The 19,721-nt window shown below is 42.1% G+C and carries 13 protein-coding genes and 3 pseudogenes; 5 read left to right on the plus strand and 11 right to left on the minus strand.

Translation table 11 applies throughout. The features are described 5' to 3' along the window. Nucleotides 1-405: 405 nt before the first annotated feature. Nucleotides 406-1,431, minus strand: a complete 1,026-nt coding sequence (gene trpS / locus HUK45_RS07410) for a tryptophan--tRNA ligase (protein ID WP_191911800.1) — start codon at nt 1,429-1,431, stop codon at nt 406-408. 346 nt (nt 1,432-1,777) lie between these two features. Between trpS and HUK45_RS07415 the strand changes: the two genes are divergently transcribed. Then, complete coding sequence (locus HUK45_RS07415) at nt 1,778-2,686, plus strand: DNA-methyltransferase (protein WP_206683813.1); 909 nt, start codon at nt 1,778-1,780, stop codon at nt 2,684-2,686. Between the two features lie 93 nt (nt 2,687-2,779). Beyond that, nucleotides 2,780-3,424: an agmatine deiminase family protein gene (locus tag HUK45_RS07420; protein ID WP_235972076.1), complete on the plus strand. Its 645-nt coding sequence runs from the start codon at nt 2,780-2,782 to the stop codon at nt 3,422-3,424. Here HUK45_RS07420 and HUK45_RS09600 read toward each other — a convergent pair. The 4 genes and pseudogenes from HUK45_RS09600 to HUK45_RS07430 form a co-directional block, all read right to left on the minus strand. Then, nucleotides 3,358-3,798 (minus strand): annotated as a pseudogene (locus HUK45_RS09600) (amino acid permease); the annotation flags it as partial. The gene HUK45_RS07420 and the pseudogene HUK45_RS09600 overlap by 67 nt on opposite strands. A 41-nt stretch (nt 3,799-3,839) precedes the next feature. Further along, nucleotides 3,840-4,496: a Rossmann-fold NAD(P)-binding domain-containing protein gene (locus HUK45_RS09810; protein WP_413230826.1), complete on the minus strand. Its 657-nt coding sequence runs from the start codon at nt 4,494-4,496 to the stop codon at nt 3,840-3,842. A gap of 3 nt (nt 4,497-4,499) precedes the next feature. Beyond that, nucleotides 4,500-4,876 (minus strand): annotated as a pseudogene (locus HUK45_RS09815) (ornithine carbamoyltransferase); the annotation flags it as partial. Between the two features lie 237 nt (nt 4,877-5,113). Continuing rightward, nucleotides 5,114-6,454: an FAD-dependent oxidoreductase gene (locus tag HUK45_RS07430; protein WP_191911803.1), complete on the minus strand. Its 1,341-nt coding sequence runs from the start codon at nt 6,452-6,454 to the stop codon at nt 5,114-5,116. Nucleotides 6,455-6,579: 125 nt separating this feature from the next. On the opposite strand from HUK45_RS07430, the gene HUK45_RS07435 reads away from it, so the two are divergent. Then, a complete protein-coding gene (locus tag HUK45_RS07435) occupies nt 6,580-7,230 on the plus strand; it encodes a Crp/Fnr family transcriptional regulator (protein ID WP_191911804.1) in 651 nt (216 codons plus the stop codon). Nucleotides 7,231-7,301: 71 nt separating this feature from the next. Here HUK45_RS07435 and HUK45_RS07440 read toward each other — a convergent pair whose 3' ends face one another. Then, nucleotides 7,302-9,527: an alpha-galactosidase gene (locus HUK45_RS07440; RefSeq protein WP_191911805.1), complete on the minus strand. Its 2,226-nt coding sequence runs from the start codon at nt 9,525-9,527 to the stop codon at nt 7,302-7,304. 292 nt (nt 9,528-9,819) lie between these two features. Here HUK45_RS07440 and HUK45_RS07445 point away from each other — a divergent pair, with 292 nt between their 5' ends. Continuing rightward, on the plus strand, nt 9,820-10,647 hold the full coding sequence (locus tag HUK45_RS07445; RefSeq protein WP_191911806.1) for an AraC family transcriptional regulator: 828 nt from the start codon (nt 9,820-9,822) through the stop codon (nt 10,645-10,647). Between the two features lie 302 nt (nt 10,648-10,949). On the opposite strand, the gene ndk is transcribed toward HUK45_RS07445, so the two are convergent. The 4 genes and pseudogenes from ndk to HUK45_RS07465 form a co-directional block, all read right to left on the minus strand. Next, a complete protein-coding gene (ndk, locus tag HUK45_RS07450; RefSeq protein WP_102168259.1) occupies nt 10,950-11,390 on the minus strand; it encodes a nucleoside-diphosphate kinase in 441 nt (146 codons plus the stop codon). A 124-nt stretch (nt 11,391-11,514) separates the two neighbouring features. Continuing rightward, a pseudogene (gene helD, locus HUK45_RS07455) lies at nt 11,515-13,762 on the minus strand (RNA polymerase recycling motor HelD). 69 nt (nt 13,763-13,831) lie between these two features. After that, the gene (locus HUK45_RS07460; protein ID WP_191911807.1) at nt 13,832-15,376 is read right to left on the minus strand and encodes a gluconokinase; all 1,545 of its coding nucleotides are present in this window, start codon (nt 15,374-15,376) and stop codon (nt 13,832-13,834) included. A gap of 77 nt (nt 15,377-15,453) precedes the next feature. After that, a complete protein-coding gene (locus HUK45_RS07465; RefSeq protein WP_191911808.1) occupies nt 15,454-16,617 on the minus strand; it encodes a cation:proton antiporter in 1,164 nt (387 codons plus the stop codon). Between the two features lie 136 nt (nt 16,618-16,753). Between HUK45_RS07465 and HUK45_RS07470 the strand changes: the two genes are divergently transcribed. After that, nucleotides 16,754-18,106, plus strand: a complete 1,353-nt coding sequence (locus HUK45_RS07470) for a ClC family H(+)/Cl(-) exchange transporter (protein ID WP_191911809.1) — start codon at nt 16,754-16,756, stop codon at nt 18,104-18,106. 495 nt (nt 18,107-18,601) lie between these two features. On the opposite strand, the gene HUK45_RS07475 is transcribed toward HUK45_RS07470, so the two are convergent. Then, a complete protein-coding gene (locus tag HUK45_RS07475; protein ID WP_191911810.1) occupies nt 18,602-19,720 on the minus strand; it encodes a trans-sulfuration enzyme family protein in 1,119 nt (372 codons plus the stop codon). Nucleotide 19,721 lies beyond the last annotated feature (1 nt).

A 19,721-nucleotide genomic window follows, 5' to 3' on the forward strand; every position in this document is an offset into this window, starting at 1 on the left:
TGGTTTTGCCAATCAAAAATTTTTCTTTTTAAGAATTGATTGTCTTTTTGTATAAAAAATACCACCCACATTTCTGTGAGTGGTATCGATATCCATCAATACCAGTTGACAGATACCCATAATTGTTAGGGGTTGGAGCTAACAATTATGGGTCGTGTTTGAAGGTAAATGTGACTAACGTTCTAGGCAGCAAAGTCAAGAACTGTTCGCCAGGAACTTGCTAGAGCCAGCAACCTCCTTTCTAGCGCAAGACGCCTTCGTCAGGAGAAATCGTTTCTAATGCAACATAGTCAAGATCGGTTCGCCGTGACCGCAACTTTCGCCTAGCTATCCCGTCCTTGATTGTAAACAATCATCGTCCGGGATTTTCTAGTGCTCAGTTGCTAATTCGTCACGGCTCACACTCTAATCAAAATAATTAATCCCAATTGCGTCGCGGACTTGTTTGAGAGTTTGGTTAGCGACTTCATTGGCGTGGGCAGAACCTTCTTGGAGGATTTGGTCGACGTAATCAAGGTTCTTTGCGTATTCTTCACGACGCTTTCGGATTGGTTCAAGTTCGGTTTCAAGAACATCGTTTAAGTAACGCTTGATCTTAACGTCACCAAGACCACCAGCTTGGTACTGTTCCTTTAATTCAGCGACCTTTTCCTTATCCGGATCAAAAATATCAAGGTAGGTAAAGACAGTGTTTCCTTCAACATGACCCGGATCGCTCACCTTAATGTGTGTTGGGTCGGTATACATGGACATTACCTTCTTCTGAACCGTATCGGCATCATCTGAAAGGTAGATCGCGTTACCAAGTGACTTACTCATCTTTGCATTACCGTCAAGTCCTGGAATCCGCCCTTCACCCTTTGGCGGAAAGACTCCTTGTGGTTCAACCAGAATGTCTTCATTGTAAATCCGGTTAAATGACCGAACGATTTCCCGCGTCTGTTCAAGCATTGGTTCTTGATCATCCCCAACCGGAACCGTATCCGCCTTAAAGGCAGTAATGTCTGCCGCTTGACTTACCGGATAAATAAAGAAGCCAGCTGGAACACTTTCGCCAAATTTTTTCTGTTGAATTTCGGTCTTAACCGTTGGATTACGGTGAAGACGGGCAATCGTTACTAGGTTAAGGTAGTGCATCGTTAATTCACTTAAAGCAGGAATTTGTGATTGAACAAAAATTGTTGCCTTTTTAGGGTCAATGCCAACTGCTAAGTAATCTAACGCCACTTCATGAAGACTCTTCCGGATTTTTTCTGGATCACGGGCATTATCAGTCAACGCCTGTTGGTCAGCGATCATGATAAAGGTATTGTAATCACCGGTATTTTGTAAACGGACCCGATTCTTTAATGAGCCAACATAGTGACCAATATGAAGCTTCCCAGTTGGTCGGTCACCCGTTAAGATTGTGTGCTTTTTTTCTTCAACCATTGTATTTCCTCCTTAAATTAAAAACGTCCTACTAGCTATTCAAACTAATAGGACGCATCAACTGCGCGGTACCACCTAAATTGCAGCGAACCACTGCCACTTTAATATCATTTTCAATTGTAACCAGTTCGTGCTTTGGGGATCTTTTCATCAACCATCCCTCGCTGTTACTCACACTACTCATTTACCGACTATTTTAAGCTATTCTCCCAGGAAAAATCAAGATTAGGTCACGGGATCTTGTATAATGGAACTATGATTTAACATTAGTACGGGAGTGAGAGTCGTGAAATCAAAGCGCAATAAAACGATTGACTTTAGCTTAGCGGAGGCACCAGCAGATGTGATGGCCAAAATCATCCAAGTCAAAAAGGAAAAGCCTTCTTCTCTTGAGCAGGTTACCGATAAGGTGATCAACGGCGATTCATTTCAAGTAATGGAGCAACTGCCAAGTCATTCAATCGATCTTGCGCTTGTCGATCCCCCGTATAACCTCAATAAAAAGTACGATGGCATGACGTTTAAGCAAATGAAGCCAGCTGAATATCAACGTTACACTGAGAACTGGATCAATAAACTAAAGCCGCTATTAAAGCCTAACGCTAGTGTCTACGTTTTTGCGGACTGGGAAACCAGTATCGTCCTCGCCCCAGTATTGGAACAACACTTTACGGTCAAAAATCGAATTACTTGGCAACGCGAAAAGGGCCGGGGCGCGCTAACCAACTGGAAGAACAGTTCTGAAGACATCTGGTTCTTAACGGTCAATCCCCATGACTATGTATTTAACGTTGATCAGGTTAAACAGCGACGACCAGTGGTAGCGCCATATAAGGAAGATGGTCACGCTAAAGACTGGCAGGCAACTAAAGCCGGTAATTTTCGTGATACCATGCCCAGTAACCTTTGGGATGACATTTCAATTCCTTATTGGTCAATGCCTGAGAATACCGACCACCCAACTCAAAAGCCAGAAAAATTAATGGCCAAAGTTATCCTTGCTAGTTCTAATCCTGACGACCTAATCTTTGATCCCTTTGCGGGTGCTGGTTCAAGTTTAGTTACAGCTAAAAAACTGGGACGCCATTTTATCGGCATTGAGCAAAGCCTCCTCTACTGTGCATGGGGACAATATCGGCTTAACAAGGCTAATAATAATTCCCATATTCAAGGGTATGCTGATGGTGTATTCTGGCCACGAAACAGTTTATCTCTCCAAAAAAAATACCTGAAGGAAAAAGATAATTCAAAATAAAGAAGGATCAGTAAAATGATAATCAACAATTCGACTTCTCGCCTTGATCACTACCACATTACCGCTGAATTTGAACGTCAACGAGCATCCTTTATGATTTGGCCGGAAAGGCAAGATAACTGGCGCAATGGTGGCAAGCCAGCACAAAAAGCATTCACTGAGCTCGCCAAAATTATTAGTCAGTTTCAACCAGTAACAATGCTCGTAAATGAGGATCAATATTTAAATGCTAAAGAAAAATTAGCTGGAATTGCTCGTGTTGTTGAGATGAGTAATAACGATGCCCGGGCGAAAGATGTTCTACCAATCTACATTAACCGTGGACATGATATTCGTGCCGTTAATTTCAGTTTTAATGCCTGGGGTGGCCTAGTTGATGGGCTTTACTTCTCCTGGGATTTTGATGATCAGTTAGCTGGAAAGGTCGCTGACTTAGAAAAAATTGATTATTACTCGGAAAAGACAGTGCTTGAAGGCTGCTCCATTATCACGGATGGTGAAGGCACTATTATCACTACTGAGGATGTCTTGTTAGCCGAAGATCGCAACCAAAATCCAAGTAAAACTTTTATGGAAGCTATCCTTAAGGAATATCTTGGTGCTAAGAAAATAATCTGGTTAAAGCACGACTATTTCTTAGATGAAACTGATGGCGACATTGACAATATGGTTAACCATTTACTTTCTGAAACAGGTTTATTCCCAATAATCGTTACAGCCCAGACAAAAATTAACTGAATAACAACCTTTAACCACGTTGCCATATGAATCTCAAATGTCTGGTCAGCAACTCCCGTAAACAGGACAGCGAGACTTGCCATCCATAGAGGATAATTGACTCAGTAGAGGTAGGCTAATCGGCCACCCCAGCGATCGCCAAATGCTTGTTTAACCCAGTCATAGATGCCTCTTTCACCAGCATAGGCAGTTCCCAATTCTGAAGAAACTAAACCATACGGAAGGAAGAAGAATATTAGTAAGAAAATCCACTAGAAAAATTGTGATGGACCAATGGCGGCTATAGGAGCAACTGACTCGACCGTCATAATAACAACTACGGACATCAAGACGGCATCAAACAAACGGAATTTCTTTTTTGGTTTACTTTCCATTCGTATCACCTAGCTTTCTTCTAAGCTTCTTGAACCGCGGACTATTTATTAGCTTTATATGGCTCATGAGCTAACATTTCGTCTAATTCACCCTGATACTTGTCAGCCAATGCCTTTGTGGCAACTTTCATGTTTGGATTGAGCAGGTAAGTAAAGATCGCCCGCATAGCTGTCTTACGATTTTCTGCTCGATCCCAAACAATTGAGTGTTCACCGTCAAGAACGGAATCAGTAACTTCTTCACCCCGACCAGCTGGAAGACAGTGCATAAACTTAACACTTGGATTATTAGTCTTGGCCAACATTTCATCGTTAACTTGGTACTTTGGATAGAAAATCTTCATATATTCATCCTTTTGAAGTTCTTTATCATAGAGGCCGTACCAAACATCGGTGTAAATAAAGTCGGCTCCCTCTAAAATCCGTTCGTCGTCTGTAATATCGATCGTGGCACCGCTCTCTTCAGCTATTTTCTGAGCTCGTTTAAGATCCGTTTCCGGTACCTGATTACCCTTTGGACCATATTGGGCAAAGTGCATTCCCATTTGAACCGCAAAGTACATTGTTGAAACACAAACTTGAGTGGCATCGCCAACAAAGACAATCTTGCAATCCTCTAATTTCTTACCAGCTGGCAGGTGTTCTTCAATGGTGGTTAAATCACCAAGGGCCTGCGTTGGGTGACTTTGATCACTCATAAAGTTAACAACTGGGACTTTAGAGTACTTACCTAGATCCATAATTTCTGAATGACGGTTAACCCGTGCACCAATAATGTCAAGTAGTCGACCAAGGACATGTCCCGTATCATCTAGTGATTCATGACCACCTTCATCAAGTTGAATTTGACCAGGTGCAAGGTATAATGCATGACCCCTAGTTCAGTCATTGCTGCTTCAGCTAAATTTCGTGTCCGGGTTGAAGTTTGTTCGAAAATCATCCCCAATGACTTATTCTTCAATAGCGGTGGATAGTAACCATCCTTAATTGCGGCCTTAATCTTTAATCCCAAGTCCACCATAAATTGAAGTTCTTCTTTACTGTATGTATAAGTATCAATATAATCGCGCTTTGACATAGTTAACAGCTCCTTAGTTTTTATTGATTTCCTCTTTACGGTTAATATGTTAAACGATGAACTATTATTTTGGAACCGTTATCAGTGTTGATGCAACAGCATTTGTCATCATTAAACACGTTTCATTTGGTGAAACATGTTTCACTAGTTTATAAGTTCACAATTGATAAAAAAGTTCAGGGAAAAGCATTTTGCTTTTCCCTGAACTTTCAAGAAACTTAATTTTCAGTTCTATTCTTACTTATTTGCCTTAGCGACAGCAGCTTGAGCTAAAATGTTTAAATAGTTAAATGGCCGATCGAAGTTTGGTTGGAAAAGCATGTCAACAAATGCTAAGTAATCAATGGTGTGCTTATCTTGAATGCATAATGATAAGACACCAGCTGACTGAGCAACGTCATACTTACTCATTAATTGACCACCAATGATTTGCCGAGTCTTCTTATCCCAAACAAGGGTCATCAAAACTTTTTCAGTCGTTGGCATAAATTCTGGACGGTAATTATCCTCAATCGTGACAGAATCAGCATCAATACCAGCTTCCTTAGCATTTTCCAACGTTAAGCCTGAAGAAACCATCGTCGTCCCGTAGAGGTTCAAGCCAGAGCTAGACTGGGTTCCCATGTCACGCATCTTGTTGCCAAAGATGTTAACACCGACCATGGTTCCCTGACGGATTGCATTAGTAGCCAACGGAATGTAGGCGTCCTTCCCGGTTGGGTTATAGTGAACACTGGTAGAATCTCCAGCAGCATAAATATCGGGATCGGATGATTGCATGTACTCGTTAGTTACGATTGCTCCATTATCATGCATCTTAACTTTGCCCTTGAGAAGATCGGTGTTTGGTCGGAAGCCGACACAAAGAATCGCAATATCAGCATCAAAGCTTCCCTGGTCCGTCTTCACGGTTACCCCATCGTCATGTTCTTCAAAGGCAGTTACTCGTTGATTAAAAGCTAGAGTTGCTCCATGCTCCTTAAATTGTTGTTCAATTCGGTCAGTATATTCCTGATCAAAGTACTTGTGAAGCATCCGTGGTGCCCCATCAATCAGTGTCACGTCCTTGTTTTGACGAGTATAAGCTTCAACCAATTCAACACCAATATAACCACCACCGATAACAACTACGCGTTGGGCATCCTTAGCAGCACTAAATAATTTCTTGGCATGATGGTAATTCTTGCATAAGTATACATGTTCGCCGTTAACCCCCTCAATTGGCGGAATAACTGGCCATGAACCGGTAGTATCAACTAACTTATCGTAGTGGTCGACTTTTTCTTCACCAGTTACTAAATCAGTTACCTTAACCGTCTTTGTTTCGGGATCGATACTGGTAACATTATGTTGCATGTGAACTTCAGCACCTAATTGGCTTAATTGCTCAGGACTGGAGTAGAACATTGCGTCTGGATCACCAACATCCCCACTTAGGTAAACCGCGATCCCACATGACAAGAATGAAACATTGTCGTTCCGTTCATAGATAGTCACATCAGTCTTTGGATGATCCTTTAAAATTTGGGTAGCAGTAATCGTTCCGGCATGGGTACAACCAACAATAATAACCTTCATTTTGATAGCCTCGCTTTGTTCAATAATTAACTTAAATATTTAAACAAGTACCAAAACTTGTTGCTTTGATTATATGCAGAAGTATGTATAATTAAATTGATTTAAATCAAGAAAGGATGGTTAATTTGTCTAAACACTCTGAGGTTGCCTGCCTAAGTAAGGCCTCAATTTTCAAAAATTTACCACTTCATCTTAAAAAGAAGTTAGTAACTATCACCTCCCACCAGGACTTTTTTCCAAAAGGAAGTCTAATCCGTCAACCATTAGATGGTCAGGATGGAATGATCGTGATTGATTCGGGACATGCCAAAATTTATTCACTAAGCGAAGATGGCAAAGAAACAGTTCTCGGTGTTTTGGGAAAGGGTGATTCTACTGGACAAGAAAATTTATTTAGCCAAAAAGATCACGAAAACTTCATCCAAGCTACAGAAGATTGTCTGGTGTGTTCCATGAACCGACAAGATTTCCAAAAGATGTTAAATGAAACGCCAGATCTTTCCTTGACGCTTTTAAATGATTTTGGTCAGCGCTTAATAATGGCGGAGAAGAATACCATTCGGCGAAACTCAATGAACGCTCAGGATCGGGTTCTTGATTACCTTAAGGAAGAAGGAACCCGAGCAGGAAGTGTCTCATTTACCCTCCCATTCAAGAAAAAGGACTTAGCTAATTTTCTCGGATTAACCCCAGAGACATTAAGTCGACAACTAAACTCACTCCAATCGGCTGGAAAAATTACCGTTAACGGCCAGCAAATAACGCTGAATAATTAAAAAGATGACCCCTTTGGGTGACGTTAATTGCCACTCAAAGGGGTCATCTTTAAATTTTAACTATGTTAATCCTATTTAACTTTCTTCGCGATGAACAACCGACTGCTAAAGTCTGATGGATCCTTTTCAGGCTTCGTGCGGTCCATAATCCGTGGAACAAAGTAACCAGCATTCATTAGTTCAGCTCCAGAGAAGCGCTCCTGACCGTCATTAACAGTGTAAGCAGCTTCTGGATCTAGGCCAGCAAAGTATACCCGAATGTAAGCTGGATTAGCACCATTAAGGATTTGGAACCGGGCAAGAATTACCTCGCTCTGATCCCCACTTACTACTTGCCAGTCATAAACGTTATCACTTACAGTGTCTGGGTTATCAAGCCGATAGAATGTTCCAAATTGGAAGAGGTGCCGATACTGCTTGTAGAAAGCTACCTGCTTCTTAATTGTGGCTAGCTCATCTGCAGACATCTTGGTAATGTCTAATTCGTAACCAAAGTCACCAAAGTAAGCAACTGCTGCCCGAGTATCAAGCGATGTTAACCGACCGACTTGATCGTTTGGCACAGCTGAAACATGGGCGCCCCACATATTCTGGGTATACCCGTATGAAGTGCCATCTTGAATCTTGATCCGTTCAACAGCATCAGTATCGTCACTGCACCAAGCTTGTGGAGCGTAGTACATCATCCCAAGGTCGAACCGACCACCACCAGAAGCACATGATTCAAAGAGGACCTTTGGAAAGGCCTCAGTTAACCGAGCATACAATTGGTAAACCCCAAGAATGTACCGGTGAGGGAATTCAGGCTGTTGGTCAGCAGGTAACTTTGCACCGTACATTTCAGTGATATTTCGGTTCATGTCCCACTTAATGTAGTCGAGCTTCGTTTGTTTAATAATTGCACTCATATGCTCGAATAAGTAGTCAACAACCTCTTGCCGTGTCATATCAAGGACAAACTGGTTTCGGGCAGGAGTCCCTTGACGTCCGGGAGTTGCAATCATCCAATCAGGGTGCTTTTCATAAAGCTTACTATCAATCGAAACCATTTCTGGTTCAAACCAGAGGCCAAATTTCATTCCCTTGTCGTGAACTCGATCAGCAAAGCCGCTAATTCCATTGCTGAACTTCTTTTGGTCAACAAACCAGTCACCCAGACTAGACTTATCATCATCACGGTGACCAAACCAACCATCATCAAGGACAAACATTTCGATCCCTAACTTATCTGCTTGATCAACAATCTTCATTAGCTTAGCTTCATTAAAGTCCATGAAAGTTGCTTCCCAATTGTTAATCAGAATTGGCCGATCTTGGTGGGCAAAATGCTGGTTAATCAGGTGATCTTGATAAAAGGCACCTAACTGCTGACTCATTTGGTTAAGCCCGTTATCGGTATATGTCATCACGGCTTCTGGGGTTTGGAAGCTCTCCCCATTTGCTAACTTCCAGCCAAAGTCATCTGGATTAATTCCTACTAGTACCCGAGTGGTGTCAAATTGGTCAACCTCAACCGAGTCAATGAAGTTGCCAGAATAAATAAAGTTAAACCCAAAGGCTGCTCCTTGATGGTTATCAGTATGTGGTCGGGCTAAAGCAAAGAATGGGTTTTGTTGGTGGCTTGAAGCAACCCGTAAGCTACCAATACTTTGAATTCCAGAACGGAGTGGTGTCCGGATTAAGTGACGTTCACGAGCCCAGCTTCCTGAGAATTGAAGCATGTCATAATCATGATCTGGCAAATCTAATTGGAGACTGAGCGCCCGATCAAGGGTTACCGCTTCTTGGCCACGATTAATGAAGGTTGCACTCCGAACGATGACATCTTCTTTTTCAAAGACGGTGTAATGAAGTTGCAGAACAAGATTAGCTAACACATCCTTGAAGGTTACTGTCAGAGTTTGCGAATCATCACCCTGGTCATCAAATGCTGATGGCATGTTCTTAAATCGTTCCTTACCGTCCGCAACTTCGTAACCGGTATATTCGAATTCTGAAGTTCGCGAACCATTTGGGTAGGTAATTTGGTAAGCAGGATAACGGTAATCTCCTTTTCCAAGGCCGGTATACTCCTGTTTAATGAGTTCCAACTGGAAGTCGCCCTGGTCAACAGTTAACGTGTTTGTACAATCGTGTTCTTCACGACTGGCAAGGTTAGGATAATTCTTTTTTACAGGAATCCGGGGACCGTAATATAGTTGTCCCGCATTCCCATTTTCCAGAATTTTGAAGATATAACTTGTCTTTGCCGTTTGCAAATGGAATAACTTGTGCTCTTCATTAACGTGGATACTCATTAGCGATAACTCCTTCAGATTTTTTGTAAGCCTTTACAATAAAATTATAACCTTATTTTACCTAAATCTCTAATTGATTTATTAAAGATCACTCTATTTGTATCCGCTTACAATGGTTTGATTCTATTGTATTGAAATTTTGTCAATTATGCCATGGCATTTCTATCGCAAATAATGGCTTCCACAACCAAGAACAAATTGACATGTTATTGTGCTAAATCGTATTATTATAATTAATATTCACCAAATTTTGATTGACAAATAACCATGTTCTGGCAAAAGGGGAATTTCAATGGACGATCATTATAAAAGTTTAACTGGAAAAAGTTTTGAAAGTAACATTCTGTTTATCGGTCAATATAACTGTCCTCCCAATTACTTTTTTCGGGGAAATAATGTCCGTGATAATTACGTCATCCACTATATCCAGGATGGTAAAGGAACTTTTTCATCCGCTAACCGGCCTGCGGTAACCTTAAAAAAGGGTGATCTATTTATTCTACCGAAAGGAATCCCTTGCTTCTATCAAGCAGATGGGCAAGACCCTTGGAAGTATTTTTGGATCGGTATTTCTGGAACTAAAATCAAAACGATGCTTGCTGGGTCTGAGCTGAATAAAAAGCGCTATTTACGCCAAGTTCAAGGGAGCCACTTTTATACCACTCTCCGTCATTTGCTTTCAACTTTAAAAAAGTCAAGTTCACTTGCTAATGATATTTTAGTGGAAGCTCTCACCTACCAAATGTTCTACTACCTTGTAACCGAATATCCCAATAAGGCTCCTCATACCAGTACCAAAGCACAACAGCAGCTTCAACTTGCTAATTACTATTTAAGAGAACACTACCAGAACTCTACATGTAATATTGAAGACCTCTGTCACCACCTCAACATTTCACGAAGTTACTTATACACCCTCTTCAAAACTCAAATGAACGTTTCACCGCAAAAATTCCTCCTTCGTCTGCGAATGGAGGATGCCAAGCAACAATTAAAAAACACGAATGAATCAATTCAAACTATTGCTCATCGTGTTGGCTATAAAGATGAATTTACCTTCTCTAAGGCCTTCAAGCGGTATAGTGGTTTCAGCCCAAGTTTGTATCGGTTAGGACTATAATTTAACTAATTTCATAAATAAAAATGGACTGGGAATTCCAGTCCATTTTTATTTATGAAGATTTTTGTGAAATTATCAGATTAGCTAATGGTTTAGGCAACCGAGTCAAAGCGTGCATGTTCTAATGCAGCAGAGTCTAGATCTGCTCGCCAGGAACTTGCTAGAGCTAACAATTTAGACAACCGAGTCAAGATCCGCTCGTCGTGACCGCAACTTCCGCCTAGCTATCCCGTCCTTGATTGTAAACAATCATCGTCCGGGATTTTCTAGTGCTCAGTTGCTAGTTCGTCACGACTCGCACTCTAGCCCTGTGTAAATTCAAATTCTGGGAACCAGATTTTGATTTCTTTAGTAGCAGAGGAAGGTTCATCGGAAGTGTGAACAATATTCCGGAGGTTACCATCTGGCCATTCACGACCGTAGTCACCACGAATAGTTCCCCATTCAGCTTCAACTGGGTTTGTAGCACCAGCCATATTGTGAATTGCCTTGATAACATTGGTTCCAGAAACAACAATTCCCACGATTGGCCCTTCTGTCATGTATTCAAGCAATTCAGGGAAGAATGGCTTATCAACCTTATCAGCATAGTGTTGGCGAAGTAATTCTTCAGTTGGTTGAATCATCTTTAAGGCTTCAATCTTGTAGCCCTTTCGTTCAATTCGGGTAATAATTTCCCCAATATGGCGGGTCTTAACACCATCGGGTTTTACTAAAACTAATGTGTATTCGTCTTTTACCATGGCGAAACATCTCCTCACATATCAATCTAACATACCTAGACTAACATAAGTCAATTTATAATGAAAGCGCTTTTCCAATTATTTTACTACTCTTTTACCTAATTAATTCATGTTCAATCGTTAGCTAGCGACTGGCTTTTTCATTAATTGCAGCACTTACTTGTCCATTACTAATCATCGTCAGATCATGCATCGCTCGAGTAGCCATTGTATAGAGCATTCCAATTTCATCGGTTCCTTTAAGGTTTGCTTGCGAAACATCGTAGGCAATCACTGAATCAAATTCAAGTCCCTTAGCCAGATAAACGGGAAGAACTAAGATCCCGCTCGGCAGTTCTGTATCGTTCATATCCAGCAAATGAACATTGGAAAATTGACGACGTAACTGACGGTAGGCTTGCTGGGCTTGCTCCTGATTCTTCGTAAGAACCGCAACTGTTTCATATTGTTCATAATACTTTTCAACACTGTCTTGTAGTGCCTGTTCAACAGCATTAACTGAAGAACGAACCAGAAGCGCTGGTCGTTGTCCATGACGAGTAAATGACATTATCCGATCGCCATCCGGCAGCAATGCTTTAGCAAAGTCCGTAATTTCCTTTGTCGATCTGTAGCTCCGTCGTAACGAAATTAGATTAGGATGTTTACTTACTTAGGCGTTCCAATAATTGCTCTGGTAGCTCTAGCGGCTTAAATAATGCCTGTTCGCTATCACCAAGGACGGTAAACTTTGCTCCGGGAAAAGCATGCCGAAGATAGATCATCATGGCCACTGAATAGTCCTGCATCTCATCTACAAAGACATACTTAAATGAGTGATTCTGTCCAGTCCCCATCAATAGATCCCGCAAGTACATCAGCGGGGCCGCATGCATCATTTCCAACCGGTGCATTTCTAATTCATTGCTATAATTAGCAATCATCCGTTGCCATTCTTCCCGATGAATCTCTTTGGGCAGTGATAACTGTCGCAGCCAATTTGCATACTGACTATAAACATCAATAAAATAGTCATTATAAATTGCGTCAGCGACAATTCTTAACCGTCGCTTTGCCCAACGATATGCAAGGTAAGCGTATTGCTCATCTTCATCCCGAAAGTCGTCAATCGTCTTTTTCCCGTATAAATTATGAAGTTGTTGAGTATCAAGGCTATCAAGTTCCTTAGCTACCCAGTCCTTTTTTGCTTCTTCTTTTACTCGTCGCTGAAGTTCCCGGATTAATTTATTCTTTAACTGAACCATTCGATTAGCGGCCTTCATTGCATTTGGCTGTTCTTGATAGAGTTCTTGAATATGCTCAGCAGTGAAAAAGACCCGTCCTTCAAAAGTAATATTACTAAATTGAAGCTGCTCATCCATTAGATGGCTTGCATATCGATGAATATCATTCATTGCTGTTTGACTTTCTAAAAAGTTAGCAATTCGTCGATCCTGCTTCGATGCCCGTTGACGCTTTTCATACCTCTCAAAAATATTTTCTACTTGTAAGCCCTCAAACCGTCGCCGAATGAACCCTGACATCGTCACTTGACGCATGTTTCGTTCCCCAAGGCTCGGTAAAACTTGGGAAATGTAGTGGCTAAAGAGGCGGTTAGGACTAAAGAGAACAATCTGATCGGCATTCAATGCGGTCCGACTATGGTAAAGGAGGTAGGCAATCCGTTGTAAAACCGCTGAAGTTTTCCCCGATCCGGCAACCCCTTGTACTAGCAAAAGATCACTATGGGTATCGCGAATAATATCATTTTGTTCCTGCTGGATCGTTGCAACGATATTATGCATGTATTGATCATTTTGCTCACCAAGAGCAGCCTGGAGCAATTCATCCCCCACCGTTTCATTGGTATCAAACATGTTAACGATCTGCCCATCCTTAATAGTAAATTGGTGTTTCTTAATTAAGACCGTTTCTCGAATTCCATTCGGTGTTTCATACCGCACCTCACCTAACGTTCCGTTGTAGTAAACACCCGAAATTGGTGCTCGCCAATCATAAATGAGAAAAGCAGTTTTATCATCGTTCATTAGCGAGGCCGTTCCAATATATAATGTTTCCGGCTTATTCTTACCGGGATCTTGAATATCAATCCTCCCGAAATATGGTATCCGCTTAAGATTTTGCAGTGTCTTTAACTGTCGGCGAAGAATCGTTTCACTTTCGGCCGCACGTGATACCAACTGCCGCTGCTGTTCAATCATTGCGCGTGATTCTGCAATATCGTCAATTTCATACCGGTTAATTGAGGCATTTTCACTGTAATTCTTTTCAACTGCTCGAGTTTCTTTGTGAGCATCAGCGAGCGCCTTCTTAGTTTCAGCTATTTGCTTGTCGATCTGCTTCATTACTAAATCAACCCGTTGCTGCTCCATGTGTCGTTCCTGTTCTTCGTTGTTCACACAAAAGCCTCCTCTAAATCAGTTTAACTATTGTAACACTATTTAATCGTCCCCATGAAGCGAAACAAGTTCACTCTGGAGATTAGCGATTGTCGGGTAAGCCGGAGCCAATAGTTTTTCAACCTGACGGAATACGGGGAAGAGTTGCTTATAAACCGCAACTGCTTGTGGTTGTGGATCATATTTTGTTTTCTCACCAAGATAATTGGTTACAACATCATAACTACCGGCAAGACCAGTACTTTGCATTACCAAAATAGCTGCCCCAAGACATCCTGATTCAAAGGAAATTGGGACATTAACCTGGCAATCTAAAATATCTGCCAGCATTTGGCGCCAAACCTTCGACCGAGCAAAGCCACCTGTAGCCGTAACTGATTGCGGTTTTCCCACTAGCTTAGTCACCGTCTCAAAGACACTCGCAATATTAAAGCTAATCCCCTCAAGAACTGCCCGAAGCATGTCGGCACGGGTATGTAGTGCAGTCAGGCCAAAGAAATCGCCCCGAGCATTTGCGTCCCAAATCGGTGCCCGTTCACCTCCTAAATAAGGATGGAATAACAGGCCGTGGCTTCCGGTCGGGGTTCCCTCAATTATCCGGTTAGCTAGTGTATAACGATCGACTTGTTCATTCTCTAAAGCCCCTTGATCAATTAAGTGGTGCACCGCCCATTGAAAAACATCTCCACCATTATTTAACGGGCCACCAACAATCCAGTGCTTTTTGTCCACCATGTAGCAAAATAATCGCCCTTGTGGATCAATCACTGGTCGATCTGTAATTACCCGGACAGCGGCTGATGTTCCAATCGTAATGGCAACTTGATTAGGCTTAATTGCGCCAACGCCAATGTTAGAAAGGGCGCCATCAAAAGCACCATATATAAACGGCGTGCTGCGTGGGACATCCATTTTCTGGCATTCGCTTTCCACCATCACCGTCTCTCGGGAAGTTGGCTCAGTGATAATTGGTAATTGCTTCTCACTAATTCCCGCCAATTTTAGAGCAGTTTGGTCCCACTTTCCGGTATGAATATCCAACAACCCCGTACAACTTGCGACAGAAAGATCAACCTTGAACTTCCTAAATAAGCGCCAAAAGATGTACGATTTAATATCTGCCACATGCTGCATTTGGCGAAAACGCTCCGGTTGTTCACGTCTAATCCAGATTAACTTAGCTAAGGGCGTCATCGGGTGGATTGGCGTTCCCGTCGTCTGATAAAGCTGCTTTTCTTCTGGTGTCCCTTTCAATTTCAAGGCATCTTGACGGGCCCGGGTATCAGCCCAGGTAATAATTCTGGTCAAAGGATGATAATGCTCGTCAAGCAACAGCAAGCTTTGATTAGCTGTCGAAAAAGCAACGCCAAGTAGTTGTCCCGTTTTTAAATTCGCCCGATGAGTTGCCGCCCGGATCACCGTTTCAACGGCTTGAAGGATTTCTTCTGGATCCTGCTCCGCCATTCCCTGGGGGTCACGGTAAATGGGATAATTCTTAATAAAATGGCCAATGATCGTTGCATTTTCATCATACAACACTGCTTTCGTCGCGGTTGTGCCAACGTCAACCCCAATTAGATACTTCATTATTTTCATCCCTCTCAGCATTCAAAGGAGGTCGGCAAATTTTACTTCTCACCGACCTCCTTTATTCATAAAATATTTTATTCAGTAACTTCATTTGCTTTCACTAAAGCATGTTTCAAAATAAATGGTGCTAAAACGGTTGCCACAATAATTACCGTAATTACATCAGAATAATACATTGATGACAAAAGATGCGCCTGATAGCCGATTTGCGCAGTGATTAGTGCCATCTCACCCCGGGCAATCATTCCGCTACCAACAACATATGAACTGTTAAAGTTGAATCCCGAAAGATAAGCTCCGGCACCACACCCGACTAGCTTAGTCAGGCAGGCAAGAATCGTCATCACAATCACAAAAACAAATGACTCATCTAGTCGGTCGATTCGCATGTTTAAACCGACACTCACAAAGAATAACGGAATAAACATTGCATAGCCAATTGGAATAAAGCTTCGGTTAATCGTTTCTTTCCGGTGAGTATTAGCAACAGCGATCCCGGCAAAGAAAGAGCCAACCGCCCCACTTAAACCGACATAATCGGCAATTGCTGCCATCCCTAAACAAATAATCATTGCCATAACGGAAGGTGACGCCACCGTTAACAGCCGTTCGCTAAGGTGCATCATGTATGGAGCAAGCCATTTAACAACCAAATAAGTTCCACCAAAGAACAGGACCTGGAGGATCAAGACTGCCCATAACGGCTGACCCCCAGTTTTCCCTTCAGCTTGGTTAACCACACTAATCATGATACTTAAAAGGATCACGCCAATAATATCATCAGCCACAGCGGCACCTAAAATCGTTGCCCCCTCGCGACTATCCAACCGCTTGAATTCCCGAAGGACCGCAACTGAGATACTCACTGAAGTTGCGGAAAAGATAACCCCGATAAAAATTGACTCAAGGGTTGTGAACCCAAAAAAGTAACTCGCAGGAGCCATAATTGCAATTGGAACTACAACACCAACAATTGCTACAACCACTGCCGGTTTAAGGTATTTTTTCAGTAACGAAAGGTCACTTTCCAAGCCAGCAATGAACATTAAAATAATTACCCCAATTTCTTGAAACTCGTTCATCATTGAATTGAGATGGACCCAGTTTAGTAGTGCTGGTCCCGCAATAATTCCAACCAGAATTTGACCAATAACTTCCGGGATTTCGACCCGGCGACAAAGGTGCGCTACTAATTGAGTTGCCAGCAATAATCCCGCCAGCGTTGCAATAAATTCCATTAAAAGACCTCCGTTCCTGCTCATGCCTAATTAAAACCATATTGTACCATATTAGACCTTATGATACCGTTCCTTTAGGATTGTGAATGGATCCCGAAAAGAATATAATTGGGGCGTGTAGATTGGAAGTGAGGAAATGAATTCATCGACTGACACAGGAACTGTCCTGCGTGCAAAAGACATTTTACGAAAGCCCTTTACTGCCAAGTTTTTACAATTCGTAATCCCCGGAATTTTAGTAGGAGTTATTACGGGACTGGTTGTTGGTACCTTTCGTTGGATTATTGATCAAACGCTAATCCTTTTAACAATTGTGTATCCTTATTTAGGTAGCCATCCACTGATGATTATTCCATATATTTTGGGAACATTAATTGTTGTTTGGCTCATCGCAAAGGTAATTCGTCCTGAACTATTCGATATTGTTGGTTCTGGTGTTCCCCAGATTGAAGCAATTCTAATTGGTAAGCATCAAATGAATTGGTGGAGCGTCCTCTGGCGGAAGTTTGTCAGCGGTCTTTTAACCATCTGTCCGGGGCTCTTTCTTGGTCGGGAAGGTCCTTGTATCCAAATTGGCGCCTGTATTGGACAAGGATTTGCGGAAGATGTATACCACTATCGGAATACTGAAGAGCACGATCTGTTAATCAAATGCGGGATCGCTGCTGGATTATCAGCTGCCTTTAGTGCCCCCATCGCCGGAACTGTTTTCCTGCTTGAAGAGGTCACTCGTCATTTTAATTTTAAGGTAATTGCGGGCGCACTAGCCGCTGCTATTTCCGCTGATCTAATGACAATCTTCTTTTTTGGAACAAAGCCATGTCTGGCTATGCCAATTTCAATGCGCTTACCACTCTCGTCATACCCATGGCTAATCCTAGTTGGTATTGTTATTGGTGCTGGTGGCTACCTTTTTCAATACGGAATACTTAATCTCGGTTGGTGGTACCGCAAGTTTACCATTCTTCCTAATTATTACCACAGCATTCTTCCCTTACTTCTCGTGATCCCTGTTGGGCTATGGAATTGCCATATTCTTGGTGGAAGCCATAATTTCATTATGTATATTACACAAATGTCATTAAAGGCTAACTGGCTACTAGTTTTGGGGATGCTCATCCTCTTTTTCGTCCTGCGGTATACGGGAACAATGATTGCCGCTGGTGCTACTGTTCCTGGTGGTATCTTTATGCCAATCTTCGTTCTTGGTAGTCTTCTTGGCGCAATCGCCGGAATTATCTTGATTCACTTCAACATTATCCCAGCAAGCTGTTATCTAAACTTGATTGCAATGGGAATGGCTGCTTATTTTGGTGTCACTGAAGGAACCCCCATTTCCGCGATTCTTCTCGTCACCGAAATGGTTGGTTCAGTTAACCAGATCCTCCCAATGACTATCCTCACCTTTATTGCTTACTTTACCAGCATGACCCTCGGTGCAAAGAACTCCATTTATGAAGCATTAAGAATGGAAATGCTAGCAAAGTAGAGTGCGAGCCAGCAGAGGACTTGCGGAAAGCTAACAATTTCTCCCGACTGGATGCTGAAAGCATCTGGGAGGGAGGTTGTTAGCTCTAGCAAGGCCCTGGCGAGCAGATCTCGACTTAGTTGCCTAGAAATTAGCTCGAGGAAGGTTAGGGCGAACACGTTTAAAAGAGTGTGAGCAGGGACGAATTAGCAACTGAGCACTAGAAAATCCCGGACGATGATTGACTTGCAATCAAGTCCGGGATAGCTAGGCGGAAGTTGCGGTCCCTGCGAACACGTTTCGACTCAGTTGCCTAGAACGTTAGCTTGAGCAGGTACAGAAGGTCCGTAAGACAACAATTTCTCCCGACTGGATGCCGAAAGCATTTTGGAGGGAGGTTGTTGTCTATAGGGACTTCCCTGCGAACACGTTTAAACCAGAGTGCGAGCCAGTACAGAAGGTCCGTAAGACAACCCCAAACAGACTAAGACTAATTTCACGTCGGAGCCTGTTTTTTTATTCTCCTAATGCCTGCTTGATATCATTAATCAAGTCTTGAGGATTTTCTAAACCAACAGATAATCGTAATAGGCGTGGTGTGATCCCTAATCGTTGTCGTTGTGCAAGCTCCACATCAGCATGAGTTTGATAATACGGAATTGTAATCAAGCTTTCAATTCCCCCAAGACTTTCCGCAAAGGTAATCAGTTTAACGTTATCTAAAAGCCTAGTAACATCCTCTTCAGTTTTAAGGTAAAAACTAATCATTCCACCCTTCCCGGGATATAATACCTTCTCGACTCTCGGATCCTGTTCAAGATATTTAACCATCGCTTGAGCATTCTTAGTATGTTGTCTTACCCGAACATCTAATGTTTTTAAGCTCCGTAATAACAGCCATGAATCAAAGGAATCCAACGTATCACCAGTCGTAATGTAATACTCAAAATATTGTTCAGCGAGTTTTTGATTCTTACAAACTAAAATGCCCCCAAGCAGATCATTGTGTCCCGATAAATATTTTGTTGCGGAATGAACAACAACATCTGCTCCTAGTTCAAGTGGCCGTTGATAAACTGGGGTATAGAACGTATTATCCACAATCACTAAAATTTGAGAATTCTTTTTATGAACTGCAGTAGCAATTTTTGCAATATCTAATTCTTTCATTGTTGGATTTGAAGGTGTTTCTAGCCAAATTACTTTAGTTTGCGGAGTAATTTTAGCTAGCAGATCCACAAGTCTTTTACCATTCCACTGATCAAAGTTGATTCCGACATGCGAATGGAGGTAACGAAAATACCGAAAATCACCACCATACAAATCATCAAGGGAAATCAAATGATCGCCGGTTTTTAGGATACTTAACGCTAACTGAATTGCGGCCATTCCAGAGCTTAGAGCAAATCCTCGCTGACCGGCTTCAAGGTTCGCCATTGTTTGTTCAAGTGCTCTTCGGTTAGGAGTTGCTATTCGGGAATATGTATATCCCTTATTAGGGTCAAATTTTTTTGCTTCTTCAAGCGAATCATGGCGGTAATTTGAAGAGAAATATAACGGTAAAGCAACCGCCTTATTAGGATCAACGTGATTTCCTGCCTGAGCAGCAATGGTTTCAACTGAATATTTACCCATA

It is taken from the genome of Limosilactobacillus urinaemulieris (assembly GCF_014838745.1).
Lineage (GTDB): Bacteria > Bacillota > Bacilli > Lactobacillales > Lactobacillaceae > Limosilactobacillus > Limosilactobacillus urinaemulieris.

Excerpts from the sequence above, each read along its gene's own strand:
- HUK45_RS07460 (WP_191911807.1), bottom strand. The coding sequence starts at position 15,376 with ATGAAGTATCTAATTGGGGTTGACGTTGGCACAACCGCGACGAAAGCA.
- HUK45_RS07470 (WP_191911809.1), top strand. The coding sequence starts at position 16,754 with ATGAATTCATCGACTGACACAGGAACTGTCCTGCGTGCAAAAGACATT.
- HUK45_RS09810 (WP_413230826.1), bottom strand. The coding sequence starts at position 4,496 with ATGAGTGATCAAAGTCACCCAACGCAGGCCCTTGGTGATTTAACCACC.
- HUK45_RS07445 (WP_191911806.1), top strand. The coding sequence starts at position 9,820 with ATGGACGATCATTATAAAAGTTTAACTGGAAAAAGTTTTGAAAGTAAC.
- trpS (WP_191911800.1), bottom strand. The coding sequence starts at position 1,431 with ATGGTTGAAGAAAAAAAGCACACAATCTTAACGGGTGACCGACCAACT.
- HUK45_RS07465 (WP_191911808.1), bottom strand. The coding sequence starts at position 16,617 with ATGGAATTTATTGCAACGCTGGCGGGATTATTGCTGGCAACTCAATTA.
- HUK45_RS07430 (WP_191911803.1), bottom strand. The coding sequence starts at position 6,454 with ATGAAGGTTATTATTGTTGGTTGTACCCATGCCGGAACGATTACTGCT.
- HUK45_RS07420 (WP_235972076.1), top strand. The coding sequence starts at position 2,780 with ATGATTTGGCCGGAAAGGCAAGATAACTGGCGCAATGGTGGCAAGCCA.
- HUK45_RS07440 (WP_191911805.1), bottom strand. The coding sequence starts at position 9,527 with ATGAGTATCCACGTTAATGAAGAGCACAAGTTATTCCATTTGCAAACG.
- ndk (WP_102168259.1), bottom strand. The coding sequence starts at position 11,390 with ATGGTAAAAGACGAATACACATTAGTTTTAGTAAAACCCGATGGTGTT.
- HUK45_RS07475 (WP_191911810.1), bottom strand. The coding sequence starts at position 19,720 with ATGGGTAAATATTCAGTTGAAACCATTGCTGCTCAGGCAGGAAATCAC.
- HUK45_RS07415 (WP_206683813.1), top strand. The coding sequence starts at position 1,778 with ATGGCCAAAATCATCCAAGTCAAAAAGGAAAAGCCTTCTTCTCTTGAG.